This window comes from Oleiharenicola lentus, assembly GCF_051660365.1.
GTDB lineage: Bacteria > Verrucomicrobiota > Verrucomicrobiia > Opitutales > Opitutaceae > Lacunisphaera > Lacunisphaera lenta_A.
The window spans coordinates 2,761,135-2,776,079 of sequence record NZ_JBOZXB010000001.1; the positions used below are offsets into that span (position 1 = coordinate 2,761,135).

Here is a 14,945-nt window from a genome sequence, read left to right on the forward strand (position 1 = left end):
ACGATCATGACGTTGCGCCCGCCACTGCGATTGCTGTTTTGCGCGGGAGCACTCGGCGCAACGCACCTGCTTCGGTCAGCCGAACCGGTGCTGACTGGCCCGACGGTGGAATTAGATAAATTCGTGATCACGTCGGTTTCGAATTACCAGCCCATCGAAACGGGCTGGCAGGTCGGGGAAGTGCCGGGATTTCGCATTTTCAGTCACGGAAATTCCGCAGCCAAGAGTGTGACCGAACAACTGCAATTGGCGCGTGAGGCGTTCGGTTTGGTGTGGGACAAAGCGCCGTTGCGGCAGCTCGTGACGGTCGTCGTGACAGCGGATGAACCCGAGTTTTTGAGGTGGGCAAACATTTCCCCGGCCGCGATGGATCGCACGACGGCGATGGTGAGTTCGCCCACCGGCACCGTGTTACTCGTCAACGGCGGCAACGACACCGTGCATCGCGCGGTCGGCCGCGCTTACGTGCTCGCGCTGCTGCGCGACAGCAAATTGCCGCGCTGGCTTCAGGAAGGCCTCGCGCAAATCACCAACTCAGTCGAAGCCAGCGGCAGCAGTTTGATCGTGGGAAAAGTGCGGCAGGACGAACGCAACACCGTGTCGGTCGAAGCGCTGCAACAAGTGAACGGGATGCTGAAGAACGATCAGCCCGGTGCCGCGAGCGGTGGCCGCTTGGGGAATCTCGATGATGCGCGTTTCTTGAAAAACACGCGCGGCGATCAGGTGGAGGTCACCCTCGATGGCCGAACCGCCACCGCGTATGAATTGGAACAGCACACGCGCGAAGAACTGCTGCGCAGGCAGGAAGAGCGTTACACCTACAGCGGCACGAGCGACTTCCTGACTTTCCTGAGCGACAGCGTCGTGTTTCCGCTGGAGAAAACCTTCGGTGCGGCCACGCCGGATACGGTGGCGTGGCGGATGAACGCGTGGGCTTTCACGCACTATAGTTTGTTTGGCGAAAATAAAAAATGGCGCCCGGCGTTTTTCCAATTTGTCCAGCAATTGGAAAAGCAACCAGAGCGCGCGCCCACGGAAGTGTTTCGTGACGTGTTCAAGACCTCGCCCGGAAAATTTGAACTGGATCTCACGCTCTATGCGCGGAACCGCAACTACGCCGTGTTCGATTTTAAGCTGGCCGAGCCATTCCGCGCGACCGTGCTCAACTTGAGCGCTGTGCCCGAGGCGAACGTGCTTCAGCTGAAAGCGCGCGTCTTCGTCGCCACGCAACGCGAGGACGAAGCGCGGCGTTTGCTCGCGGCGGGCTACGTGAACCCGGAGAACCGCACGACTTTCTATGTGCAGCAATTTGCACAACTGCTGCGTCCGGTGGATCGGGGACGCTCTGCGGAAATTCTGGAAGATGCCGCGCGCCGCGAAAAACTCGACGCCACCGGCAACCGGTTGCTCGCCGAGAGCCGGCTCGATCGTTTGACGGGGAAGGGCAACAAACTCTCGCCCGACGATCTGCGCATGGTGCTGCTGCCGCTATTTGCCGCGCTGGATAAAGGCGATCAATCGGAAGACACGTTTGTGCTAATCGGCAAAGCGTGGTCGGCCTCGACCGTGCCGCCGAAGCCGGAACATTTAAACGCCTTGCGCCTCGGCCTGACGCTGCACCCGAAAAGCCAGCAACTCACGGAGCTGTTGAAGCAGTTGGAGAAGGCGTGACGGGTTAGGCGAGATAAACTGACGAGACTCCAATCGCGCTCATGGTCACAAATTAGCTGATGCCATGAGGATTCGATCGAAGCTATGAAATGCGCGGTGATGCCCTTTTTGTGGCCGCTTCCTTTACACCCGGCAGGCGCTGGACGGCGCGCGTGCGGGCTTTGTTCGAAGAATTTCCGAACCAACCATTAGAACCAATGGGTTTTAGTTTGGATTGGCCGCAACACCCGCTTTGGCGGGACGAGAAATAAAAAGCCCCGCGAGTTAAGCGGGGCTTGGGAGAAAGGGCCGTTAGGGACAACCGCCCTGCCGGTTTCAACTTTCAGCTCTCAACTTGCGGCGCTGGGTGACGCGTAGGCTTCCATGCCGATGCAACTGCAGACGAGGTTGCGGTCGCCATAGACGTTGTCGACGCGGCCGACGGCGGGCCAGAACTTGCTGGCGCGGGTCCACTTGTCGGGGAAGGCGGCGGTTTCGCGTGTGTAGGGATGAGCCCACTCGGTGGCGATGACGGCAGCAGCGGTGTGCGGCGCGTGTTTGAGCGGGTTGTTCGCTTTGTCGCTTTCGCCGCTGGCGACGGCGGCCATTTCGCCGTGGATGGCGATGAGCGCGTCGCAGAAACGATCGAGTTCGGTTTTCGTTTCGCTCTCGGTGGGCTCGATCATGAGCGTGCCGGGGACGGGGAACGACATCGTCGGCGCGTGATAACCGTAATCCATGAGGCGTTTCGCGACGTCTTCGACTTCGAGGCCGTGTTTTTTCCACGGACGGAACTCGAGAATGCATTCGTGCGCGACGAGTTCGCTCGCGCCTTTGTAGAGAACGGGGAAGTGGTTCGCGAGACGCTTGGCGATGTAGTTGGCGTTGAGGATCGCGAATTGCGTGGCGCGCTTGAGGCCGTCGGGTCCCATCATGCGGATATACATCCACGAAATGACCAAGATGCTGGCGCTGCCCCACGGCGCGGCCGAAACGGCGCCCATGTGGTTGCCGCCGGAGTCGTGATGCAGCGGAACGACGGCGTGGCTCGGCAGGAACGGCACGAGTTGTTTCGCGACACCGATCGGGCCCATGCCGGGGCCGCCGCCGCCGTGCGGAATGCAGAACGTTTTGTGCAAATTTAAATGGCACACGTCGGCGCCGATGTGACCGGGCGAGGTGAGGCCGACTTGCGCGTTCATGTTGGCGCCGTCCATGTAAACCTGGCCGCCGGCTTCGTGAATGAGGCGGCAGATCGTTTTGATGGAGACTTCGAATACGCCGTGCGTCGACGGATAGGTGACCATGAGCGCGGCGAGATTCGCGGCGTGCTCGGTGACTTTGGCTTTGAGGTCGGTGACGTCGATGTTGCCGTTGGCGTCGCAGGCGACGGGGACTACTTTGAAGTTACACATCGCGGCGCTGGCAGGATTTGTGCCGTGCGCGCTGGTCGGGATGAGACAGATGTTACGGTGACCTTCGCCGCGCGACTCGTGGTAGGCGCGGATGACGAGCAAGCCGGCGTATTCGCCCTGCGAGCCGGCGTTGGGCTGGAGCGACACGGCCGCAAAGCCGGTGATTTCGGCGAGCCATTTCTCGAGCTGGTCGAACATCTTCGCGTAGCCCTTCGTCTGCTCGGCGGGCGCGAACGGGTGGAGTTTGCCGAATTCGGCCCACGTCACGGGAAACATCTCGCTCGTGGCGTTGAGCTTCATGGTGCACGAGCCGAGCGAGATCATCGAGTGAACCAGCGAGAGATCCTTTTGCTCGAGGCGCTTGATGTAGCGGAGCATCTCGTGCTCGGTGTGGAAGCTGTTGAACACTTTTGCGGTGAGATAATCGCTCGTGCGCGCGAAGGGTGGGGCGTAGTCTTCGAGCTGAGAGATGAGAGCTGAGAGTTGAGAGTCGAAGGCAGCGGCGTCGCGGCCGAAGAGGCTGAGCAATGTCTTCACGTCGGCGATCGAAGTCGTTTCGTCGAGCGACAGGCCTACGGTCGAGGCATTGACGGCGCGGAGATTGATTTTCGCGGCGAGCGCAGCGGCGGTGACTTTCGCGGCGTCGATGCCGGAGACGGTCAATGTATCGAACACAGGCTCGGCGTTTACTTTCGCGCCGGAGGCGACGAGGCCGTCGGCGAGAAGTTTCGTGAGGAGGCGCGTGCGTTGCGCGATACGCTTCAAGCCTTCGGGACCGTGATAGACCGCATACATCGATGCCATGACCGCGAGGAGCACTTGGGCGGTGCAGATGTTCGACGTGGCTTTGTCGCGACGGATGTGTTGTTCGCGCGTGCCGAGGGCGAGGCGCATCGCGGGATTGCCGTGGGTGTCTTTGGAAACACCGACGAGGCGGCCGGGCATCTGGCGTTTGAATTCGTCCTTCGTCGCGAGGAAGCCGGCGTGCGGTCCGCCGAAGCCCATGGGCACGCCGAAACGTTGCGCAGAACCGACCGCGACATCGGCGCCGAATTCACCCGGCGCTTTCAACAACGTGAGTGCGAGCAGATCGGTCGCGACGACGGCGAGCGCGCCGGCGGCGTGGGCTTTTTCGAAGAACGCCGCGAAGTCGTGGATGCTGCCGGTCGTGTCCGGATATTGCAGGAGCACGCCGAAGACTTTGCCCGCGAACTCGTAGGTGCGGTGATCGCCGACGATGACGTCGACGTTGAGCGGCTTGGCGCGGGTTTTAACGATGTCGATCGTCTGCGGGTGACATTTTTCGGAGACGAAAAACACCGACGTGTCGTGGCTGTCGCCGAGTTTCACGCGGTGCGCGAGCATCATGGCTTCGGCGGCGGCGGTGCCTTCGTCGAGCATGGAAGCGTTGGCGATTTGCAGGCCGGTGAGTTCGGTGACGAGCGTTTGGAAATTCAGGAGGGCTTCGAGGCGACCTTGGGAAATCTCGGCCTGATACGGCGTGTAAGCGGTATACCAACCCGGATTTTCCAGAATGTTTCGCTGAATGACGCCGGGTGTCGCAGTGTCGTAGTAACCCATGCCGATATAGCTGCGGAAAATTTTGTTCTTCGACGCGATGGCGCGCAGTTCGGCCAGCGCAGTGGTTTCGCTGGCGGCGGCCGGCAGGCGCAGCGGACGCTTCAAGCGGATGTTGGCGGGCACGGCGGCGTCGGCGAGGGCGTCAACCGTTTCGTAGCCAACGGTCTTCAACATTTCGGCAACATCGGCGGCCGGAGAGCCGGTGTGGCGGCGTTCAAACGTGTCGAGTGGGGCGAGCAAGTCGCGGGAAAAAGACATGCCTCGGACGGTAGGCGAGGGGCAAGGGTGGGCAAACGGTTTTTGCAATAAGCTGCTAGGCCGAATGGCCGATAAATGATCTTAAAGTGCTGAACTGAAACCACCCGCGCAGCTGAGCAGCGCGAGAGGGCTTTGGGCCGAACCGGCGGGTTGGGTGTGCGCGGGAGCCCGATTGTGTCGGCTGGGTGAAATTTTTGTAAGCGGTGGATTAATAGGTCGCCCGCTGGCGCGTGAGTTGCATTCTCCGAGGTGGGCCATGTCAGACCATAACTTCTCCCGGGAGCGCCGCTACGGCGTTCAAAACCTTTCGTTTGGTTATCTTGCGCGTTGCGGACAATTTTTTGTCCAGCGTCTCGCCTCGACGCTCCTCGTCGCGCTGCTCGTATTTGCCGGCGTCGATACGCAGGCGAAGATTGGCGTGCAGTATCAGCTGTTGCTCGGCAATCCCAGCAACGCGACTACCACGACGAACAACAGCACCAACTACCTCATCGAGCGTGATCAATTCACGTTCAGCTATAACAACGACACGCGTCAGGCGAATTGGGTAAGCTGGAACTTCACCATGGCGGATCGCGGCCCCGGTGAGCGTCGCGATAATTTTATCCCCGATCCGCTGCTGCCTGCCGGCTACAACGTGGTGCAAGGGAATGGTTATTCCGGCTCCGGTTACGATCGCGGGCACATGTCTCCCTCGGCTGATCGCACGGCCACGCAAGCGGACAACGACATGACTTTCATCATGACGAACATGGTGCCCCAGCATCCCGACAACAATCAGGGCGTGTGGGCGAACTTTGAAAACGAAACCCGCGCCATCGCAGCCCAAGGCGGCGGTAACGAGATGCTCATCATCTGCGGCCCGAGTCTTTTTCCCGGCACCCAGATTGCCAGCGGCGTGAAAATCCCCGGCTACGTCTGGAAAATCGTGCTCGTCGTGCCCATCGGCAGCGACCCGAACGTGCCGGCGGTCGACCGCATCAACGCCTCGACGCGCGTCATCGCGATCAAAATCCCGAACATTGCCGGCGTGCGCAGTGATCCGTGGTCAAAATACCTCACCTCAATCGCCCAGATCGAAGCCGACACCGGGTTTACTTTCCTGACCAGTCTTTCTCCCTCGGTCGCAGCGGCGCTTCGCACTAAAGTCGATGGCCAGGTCGTTACGGGCGCGCCGGCGATCGCTCCTTCCGGTCAACCGGCCAATCAAACCGTCGCCGTAGGCGGCACGGCGAATTTCTCCGTCACCGCAACGGGCAACGCCACGCTCTCTTACCAATGGTTCAAGGGCGAGGACGCCATCGTCGGCGCGACTTCGACCACCTTGACGGTGAGTAACGTCCAGGCGAGTAGCGTGGGCCTCTATAATGTCATCGTCACCAACAGTGTCGGCTCCGCGACCAGCAATAACGCGGAGTTGATCGTCACCGGCTTGCCGCCGTCCATCACGACGCCGCCGACGGCGCAGACCAATGCCGCCGGCTCGACCGCGATCTTCACGGTCGCCGTGACCGGCACCTCGCCGTTCACGTATCAATGGCGCAAGAATAGCTCGAACATCACTGGCAACGCTTCCGCCACCACCGCGTCTCTCACGCTGCCCAACGTCCAGTCCGGTGACATTGGCCTCTACGATGTCGTCATCACGAACAACGTGAGCAGCGTCACCAGCGCGCAAGTCACGCTCGCCGTAAATCCCGCCGCGCCGACCATTTCGACGCAACCGACGTCACGCTCGGTCGGCCCGAACGGGGCGACGACCTTTAACGTGGTCGCATCCGGCACCGCGCCGCTCACCTATCAATGGCGGAAAGATGGCTCGAACCTCACCGGGATCGCGAGTGCGACGACCGCATCGCTTATCCTGACCAACGTGCAAACCGCCGATCAGGGTAACTACGATGTCGTGGTCACCAACAGCATCAACACCGTGACCAGCAACGCGGCTTCGCTCACGATTAGCCTGACGGCGGGTGGGGTGATTGCCTACACCGGTGGCACCTACACGCAGGATTTCAATTCGTTGCCTTCGGTTGAAGCGGGCACGGCGGCTTATTCTCTACCCGGAGTCGGTCCGCATGCGTTGGATGCAGCTCCGGTGAGTGCCACCAATCTGGGCGGATGGAGTATCAGTCGTGCCGGCGGCACCGGGAACACCCTCTTTGCGGTGAGTCCTGGCACGAGTCTCTCGGGTGCAATCTACTCCTACGGATCGATCGGTTCCACGGAACGCGCGATCGGTTCCATCGCGAGCAATTCCAACCCTGCTCCTCGATTTGGTGTCACGTTTGTCAACAACACCGACCAAACGATTTCGAGTATCACCGTGAATTTCATGACCGAACAATGGCGTCGTGGCGACGGTGGAGTAAATAAAGCCACCGGTGCTTACTCGATTGGCGCAACCGATCTTAACACGGGCACTTACATCAACGCACTCGCTCTGGATATCACGGCGCCAGTCATCACCGGCAGCGCCGTGGCCCTGGATGGCAACGCTGCGGCCAATCGCGCTCCCGCCACCGCCACGCTCACCGGCCTCACGTGGGCGCCGGGTGATCGCCTCGTGCTGCGCTGGACCGATATCAACGATGCGTTGAGCGACGACTCCATCTCGATGGATGATTTCTCGTTCACCGCGCAACTCGTCGCGCCGATTATCGATACCCAACCGGTCGCGCAAACCGTGGCGGCAGGTAGCAATGTGATGTTCGCGGTCGTCGCATCCGGCCCCGGCACGCTGCGTTATCAATGGCGCAAGGGCACCACGCCGATCACCGGCAATCCTTCCGCCACGACTTCGTTGCTCTCGTTGACGAACGTGCAAGCGGCCGACGCCGGGAACTACAACGTCGTCGTGACCAACGCCGGCGGCTCGGTGACTTCCAGTGATGTCGCGCTCACGCTGCAAGCAGGCTTCGCTTCGTGGCAGGCGGAAAATTTCACGACCGAAGAACAAAGCAACCTCGCGGTCAGCGGCCCGAATGCGGTCTACGGCCAGGATGGCCTGACCAATCTCGTGAAATATGCGCTCGGCCTCTTGCCGAAAGTAAACGCGACCGTCGGGTTGCCTGAAATCACGACCACCGCGAGCGATTGGATTTACACTTACACGCGCCCGGCGGATCGCAGCGATGTGACTTACACCGTCGAACGTTCGATCGACCTCACCACGTGGAGCACGACGAGCGTTACGCACGAATTGGTTTCCACCGCTGGCGGCATTGAAACTTGGCGCGGCCGCGTGCCGCTAACCGTTGGCGATAAACTCTTCTTCCGCCTCACCGTCGTTCGTCCTTAAGAAAATATGGACATTACGCGCACATAATTTCTTCGAATGTCAGGGTGCGTCACGATGCTGATATCGGTATCTTGGCGCGTGCTGGCATACGAGGTGCTCAAATAAATCCACCCTACACAACTAACATTAAACCGAGTGTTCACGTCGATGTAACCCCAGAGAGTTGATCTCTCACAAAGTATTTCTCTGATTTGAGTCACTCATTCACACACCATGCAAATCCGTTCATTGATTAAGTCCCTCCTCGCGTCCGTCGTTTTCGTCGGCGCTCTTAACGCTCAGATCACCTACGAATCTTTCAATTACACTGTAGGCGCAAACCTTGCCGGTCAGACCAATTGGATCTCGGCGAATACAGGCACGGCTCCAGTGATTGCTTCTGGCAATCTCTCAGTCACCGGTCTCGAGGCGTCCTCCGGCAATTCGGTTTCGTTTGCCGGTGGCAATTTCCAGGAAGCGCTTGGCGCAGTCGCTAGCGTGACTTCAGGGACAGTATATTATTCTCTGGCGCTGAATCTTTCCAGTCTGCCTACGGGCACAGCGACCTACAGCTTCGCGCTTTCTACCGGCGGCACTAACTATGCTGCGGCTGTTTGGCTTCGCCCGGCTACGGGTGGTTATGAGATTGGCCTTTCCAACCGCAGTAACTCGGCTGCGAACTACAGCTCTACGCTCTATACGACTGGCGAGACGGTCTTCTTGGTCGGCCAATACTCCTTTGTAGCCGGCGCGGCCAATGACACTTCCGCTTTATGGATCAATCCGGCTCCGGCGACGTTCGCTGCAGGCAGCGCTCCGACCGCCACATTGACCGCGTTGGGCGGCACCGATATGACGGCCGTTACGCAATTCCTTCTCCGTGGCGCCGCAGGTTCTCCGGCGGGCGCTTTTGACGAACTCCGCGTCGGCACCACGTGGGCTTCGGTTACGCCAGCCGCCGCCGCCGCCATCCCCGAGCCCTCCACCTATGCCGCGATTTTCGGCGGCTTGGCCTTGGTGGGCGCGGTCGTTTATCGCCGTCGTTCGCGTCAGGTTTCGGCTGTTTAACCTTTGGCTTGTTGATAACTTCTGCTTGCGGCTAAATCGCCGCGGGCAGAAGTTTTTTTATTTTCCCTTTTATGCGTCACTCCACTCGTTCCAGTTTTTCCTTGTTTGTTTTTTTCGTGGTGCTGACGGCAGCGTCACTGCGCGCGGATAATACTTACCATGCGCTCAGCACGGGAAATTTTTCCCAAAATTGGTCGAACTCCGGCCTGATCACGGCGAACGATAACTGGAGTGGCGTGCCAAGTATCATTGGCTATTTAGGCCAGGAACTCACCGGGGCGACGGGAACCAACCCGCAGACGCTGCTCGGCACGAGTGCGGTCGCAAATGATCCTGATGTGATCGCGAATCAAACGGCCCCGGATACACTGACGAACGGCGGGGTGGCGGAGTTTGATGCTTTACCAAATCCCACGGTGGCCTTGCAGGGTTCTGGCACTGCGGACGCACCGTATCTTCTGCTCCATATTAATACGCTCGGACGTTCGGGGATCATCGTTAGCTATACCTTGAGGGATGTAGACGGTTCGGCGGACAATTCGATTCAGCAATTCGCGCTGCAATATCGGGTAGGCGAAGCGGGCAACTTCACCAATCTTCCTGCGGGTTATGTCGCTGACGCTTCGACAGGCCCAAGCTTGGCCACCACCACCACGAATGTGTCCGTCGCGCTTCCAGCTGCAGTCGAGAATCAGGAAAAAGTTCAGATTCGCATCATGACCACGAATGCTGTGGGCAACGACGAGTGGATTGGAGTGGATGATATCGTCGTGAGCAGCGGCGGCGTCAGTGCGCCCGGCACGCAAGTGCTGCAATCCAGCGGAACCACCGCGGTGAGCGAAGCTGGTGCGACGACCGACACCTACACGATTGGCCTCAATACCGAACCCGCAGGGGCGGTGACAATCACTGCGACGGCCAGTGGGCAAGTTGAACTGAGTGTCGATGGCGTAACGTTCGGGCCTACGGCTCAACTCGTTTTCAGCGCCGCGGCTGCGCAAACCATCACCGTGCGCGCCATTGATGACAGCGCCGTGGAAGGTGCGCACAGCGTGACGATTACCCAGGCGATCACCGCGACCGCGGACGCGACCAATTACCCGCTCTCCCTGCCCGTGTCGTCAGTGGACGTGACGGTTACCGATAATGATAACTTCGTGGGTTTCGCGCCGATCCATACGTTGCAGGGCAGTGGCGCCAGTTCGCCGTTTGTGAATTACGAGGTGTCCATCAGCGGTGTCGTCACAGGGTTCTATGTCGGCAGCGCCGGCACGCGTGATGGTTTTTATGTCCAAGAAGAGGACGACCAAATTGATGCCGATCCGCAAACATCTGAAGGCGTGTATGTCTATGCCAGCGCAACCATCGCGTCCGGACTTGCTCCGACGGTCGCTTCGCTCGCAATTGGCGACGTCGTCACAGTGGTCGGTAAAGTCGTCGAATTTAACGGTCTGACCGAACTCACCCTTGAAGGAGTTGCGACGGCAGCGATCACCAAAACTGGCACGGCCTCATTACCGGCCCCGGTTACGGTCACTCTGCCCGCGGCGACGAGCACCGCTCTTGAGCGTTATGAAAATATGCGCGTGCAATTCACGCAGACGCTGACGGTGACGGGTAATTTTTCCTTGGGGCAGTTCGGTGAAGTCTATCTCTCCAGCAACCGCGTCAACCGGCAGCCAACCAACTTCGTCGACCCCAACGACGTAGTGGCGAGCGGCACCAATTCCACCACCACCGTCGGCAACACGAACGTCGCCGCGGTCACTGCTCAGCAAAATGCCAATGCGCTCGCCACCGTCGTGTTGGATGATGCGACCTCGAAAAGCTATCCCGACCCGACGCCGTATCTCAACGCAGCGGGCACGCGCCGTTTGGGCGATACGGTCACCGGACTCAGTGGGGTTCTCACGTATCGTTTCAATGTATTCCGTCTCGATCCGACTGGCCCGGTTACGTTTGCCGACACCAACCCGCGTCCAGCCACGCCGCCGTCACCTGGCGGTGCAGTGAAAGTCGCCAGCGCGAACGTGCTTAATTATTTCGTCACGCTTTCAGGTTCGGGCGGTCGTGGCGCCGATACCGCACCGGAATTTTCCCGCCAGAAAGCCAAGGTGATTGCCAATCTTGCCACCATCAACGCCGACATCGTGGGCCTGATGGAAATTGAAAATGACCGCACCTCTTCGCCGCTCAACGAGCCGCTGATCGATCTGGTGGCGGGGTTAAACGCCACGCTTGGCACCAACACTTACAGCTACATCGATTCCACTGCGATCGCGGGCACGGATCTGATTCAAGTCGCGTTGATTTATAAGTCCTCCGTGGTGACTCCGCTCGGCGCGCCGCTAACGGATACCGTCAACCTCAGCGTGCATAATCGTCCGCCGCTGGCCCAAACTTTCCAGGTCAATGCGACCGGGGCCAAATTCACCGTCGTGGTAAATCACCTGAAATCCAAGGCCAGCGCCGGCAGCCTACCCGGCGACTCTGATCAAAACGATGGCCAATCCGCTTCGAACGCTTCGCGCAAGGCTCAGGCCACGGCGTTGGCCTCGTTCGTTTCGAATCCTGCGGCGACTTTTGGTGATCCGGACGTGCTGATCATCGGCGACCTTAACGCCAATGCCGAAGAAGACCCCATCGATATCCTTCGTGCCGCCGGCTTCATCGATCAGCTCCAGGTGTTCGAGCCGAATGGGTATTCCTACCAGTTCGGCAATCAAGTGGGTTACCTTGATCACGCGCTCGCCAATGCCTCTTTGGCATCACAAATCAGCGGTGCGGCGCACTGGCATATCAACGCGGCCGAGCCCGCCTACTACGATTACAACACGGAAAATAAAAGTGTGACTCAACAAGCAATCAATGTGGGCACGCCCTTCGCCAGCGCCGATCACGATCCGGTAATCATCGGCCTGAATCTCGCGACCGCTCCGGCCATCACGCAGCACCCTGCCGCGCAAGCCGTCGCCGCTGGCGGCACGGCGACTTTCTCGGTCACGGCGACGGGAACGCCGCTCGCCTATCAATGGCGCAAAGGAGCGACCAATCTTTCGACTGAAAACGCGTCCGCGACGACCGCGACGCTCACGCTGACGAATGTGCAGTCTGCCGATGTGGCCAATAACTACAACGTCGTCATCACGAATGCGGCGGGCACGGCGACCTCCAACGACGCGGCGCTCAGTATCCTGACCGGTTTTGCCGGCTGGCAGGCGAGTAATTTTACGACGGGTGAATTGTCCGACTCGAACGTGAGCGGCCCCAACGCTGTTTACGGACAAGATGGTTTGTCGAACCTCGTGAAATACGGCCTCGGCCTCACCCCGAAGCAAAACATCACGACCGGCCTTCCGGAAACCACGAGTGACGCGACAAACTGGATCTACACTTACACGCGCCCGACGGATCGCACGGACGTGACCTTCACCGTGGAGCGTTCGACGGATCTCAGCACGTGGACGACGGCGGGTGTTAGCCACACGATGATTTCATCAGCGGGCGGCGTGGAAACATGGCGCGCAACTTTCCCGCTCGCCTCCGCCGCGACCAACTTCTTCCGCCTGCAAGTGGTCCGCCCGTAATTTCGCGTAAACTAAAACATTGTTTTCATCGCCCGGCCCTGCGTGTTTCCGACGCGTGCCGGGCGATTTCATTTACAACACCAAGCAAGCGCGTGCCGACTTTATCGATACGCGGCTGGAGCAACTTTATCCCGAGACGCCGATCCCGCTCGATCATCGCGATCCCTACACCTTGCTCGTCGCCGTGTTGTTGTCGGCGCAATGCACGGACAGACGCGTGAACCTCGTCACGCCGCACTTGTGGGCGTTGGCGGACAATCCCGCTGACATGGCGCGCGTGCCGGTGGAGAAAATCCAAGCGATCATCCGCCCCTGCGGCCTCTCTCCACGCAAAGCTGCGGCGATCAGCGGACTGTCCAAGATGCTCATCGAGCAACACGCCGGAGCCGTGCCGAAAACCTTTGAGGCACTCGAAGCGTTGCCGGGAGTCGGCCACAAAACGGCGTCGGTCGTGATGAGCCAGGCGTGGGGCCACCCGGCGTTTCCGGTGGACACGCACATCCATCGTCTCGCCCAGCGCTGGAAACTCACCGAAGGCCGCAACGTCGAGCAGACGGAACGCGATTTGAAAAAACTGTTTCCCGAGGCGCATTGGAACGCGTTGCACTTGCGCATCATTTTCTATGGCCGTGAGCAATGCACCGCGCACCGCTGCGATGGCACCGTCTGCGAAATCTGCCGCACGCTGTTTCCAGAGCGGAAACGTCCCGTGAAAACCAAGAAGTGAGCCAAACCGTTTGTCATATAATATATGACAAACTGCTGGGTAATAAAACAGGGTTGATTCGCGGCAGGTGACCGTTAACTCTCCGCCCTTCGTTGGGACTCATAGCTCAGTTGGTTAGAGCACCTGCTTCACACGCAGGGGGTCACTGGTTCGAGTCCAGTTGAGTCCACCATTTCCCGTAATTCGCGTGGCCGCATGGTTTTCGGGAATCCTTTCGCGAGACTGGGCCGGTAAAACTTGGTATTTGGCTAATAAGATCTGGCGGCACGGGGCGATTTTTCAGATCTAGCGGAATGGCATCTTCAGCGAAAATTTCGGATTACGGCGTGCTACCCGACGCGCGCGCGGTGAAACAGTATGTCCTCACCGGAAGGACGGGCGTGCGGGTCACTTTGCTCGACTACGGCGCGACAGTTGCGAGCGTCGAACTGCCCGATCGCGCAGGGAAATGCGCGGAGGTCACTCATGGTTATGATGACCTCGCGGGCTGGATGGCGGACACGAATTACTTCGGCGCGACCATTGGTCGTTTCGGAAACCGGATCGCGGACGGCAAATTTTCCCTCGAAGGGAAGACTTATCCTCTCGCGAAAAACAATATGCCTGCTGGTCAGCCCTGTCACCTGCACGGCGGCAAGGAAGGGTTTAACAAAAAACTCTGGTCGGGCCGCGCCATTGAGAAACCGGGCGCGAGCGGCGTGGAGTTTTCGTATGTGAGCCCGGACGGCGAAGAGGGCTACCCGGGCGCCCTGAGCGTGCGCACCACGTATTGGTTGAGTGATGCGAACGAACTTACCATCGAATATCGCGCAACGACGGATCGCACGACGATCATCAACCTCACCAACCACACCTACTGGAACCTTACTGGTGATCCTCGTAAACCGATCACGCGGCATGAAGTGCAGCTCAACGCCGACGCGATGCTGCCGGTTACGCCGGGATTGATTCCGACTGGTGCGCGAAAGCCCGTCGCTGGCACGCCGTTTGATTTCACGAAGCCGACGTCGGTTGGCGCGCGCATCGATGCGGACGACGAGCAGCTCAACTTCGGTAACGGCTACGATCATTGTTGGGTGTTGCGCGGCGAAGCCACCTTGCGATCGGTCGTTCGCGTGGAAGATCCGAAGTCGGGTCGCGTGCTGGAACTGTTATCCGATCAAGCGGGCCTGCAGCTTTACACGGGCAATTTTCTCGACGGAAAAAGTAAAGGACGTCACGGCCATGCCTACGAGTTCCGGACGGCGTTCTGCTTGGAGCCGCAGCGTTTCCCGGATGCTCCGAACCAGCCGCAATTCCCGAGCGCAGTCCTGCACGCTGGCGAAGTTTATACGCACACGATGGTGTATCGCTTCGCGACGCGATAAATTACGCGAATT

The 14,945-nt window shown here is 59.5% G+C and carries 7 protein-coding genes and 1 tRNA gene; 7 read left to right on the forward strand and 1 reads right to left on the reverse strand.

The genetic code is table 11. The features are described 5' to 3' along the window. The first annotated feature begins 6 nt into the window (after window positions 1-6). A complete protein-coding gene (locus tag ACRRQW_RS10490; RefSeq protein WP_438481310.1) occupies window positions 7-1,671 on the forward strand; it encodes a hypothetical protein in 1,665 nt (554 codons plus the stop codon). A 329-nt stretch (window positions 1,672-2,000) separates the two neighbouring features. Here ACRRQW_RS10490 and gcvP read toward each other — a convergent pair whose 3' ends face one another. Continuing rightward, window positions 2,001-4,904, reverse strand: a complete 2,904-nt coding sequence (gcvP, locus tag ACRRQW_RS10495; RefSeq protein WP_438481311.1) for an aminomethyl-transferring glycine dehydrogenase — start codon at window positions 4,902-4,904, stop codon at window positions 2,001-2,003. A 256-nt stretch (window positions 4,905-5,160) separates the two neighbouring features. On the opposite strand from gcvP, the gene ACRRQW_RS10500 reads away from it, so the two are divergent. The 6 genes from ACRRQW_RS10500 (at window position 5,161) to ACRRQW_RS10525 (ending at window position 14,933) form a co-directional block, all read left to right on the forward strand. Continuing rightward, window positions 5,161-8,205, forward strand: coding sequence for a DNA/RNA non-specific endonuclease (locus ACRRQW_RS10500; protein WP_438481312.1), 3,045 nt, complete (start codon window positions 5,161-5,163; stop codon window positions 8,203-8,205). A gap of 213 nt (window positions 8,206-8,418) precedes the next feature. Further along, window positions 8,419-9,252, forward strand: coding sequence for a PEP-CTERM sorting domain-containing protein (locus ACRRQW_RS10505; protein WP_438481313.1), 834 nt, complete (start codon window positions 8,419-8,421; stop codon window positions 9,250-9,252). Between the two features lie 71 nt (window positions 9,253-9,323). Next, on the forward strand, window positions 9,324-12,839 hold the full coding sequence (locus ACRRQW_RS10510) for an ExeM/NucH family extracellular endonuclease (protein WP_438481314.1): 3,516 nt from the start codon (window positions 9,324-9,326) through the stop codon (window positions 12,837-12,839). Window positions 12,840-12,909: 70 nt separating this feature from the next. Continuing rightward, on the forward strand, window positions 12,910-13,566 hold the full coding sequence (gene nth, locus ACRRQW_RS10515) for an endonuclease III (RefSeq protein WP_438482353.1): 657 nt from the start codon (window positions 12,910-12,912) through the stop codon (window positions 13,564-13,566). Window positions 13,567-13,661: 95 nt separating this feature from the next. Then, window positions 13,662-13,738, forward strand: a tRNA-Val gene (locus ACRRQW_RS10520). Window positions 13,739-13,859: 121 nt separating this feature from the next. Beyond that, entirely contained in the window at window positions 13,860-14,933 is a 1,074-nt protein-coding gene (locus tag ACRRQW_RS10525; RefSeq protein WP_438481315.1) for an aldose epimerase family protein, read from the forward strand. Window positions 14,934-14,945 lie beyond the last annotated feature (12 nt).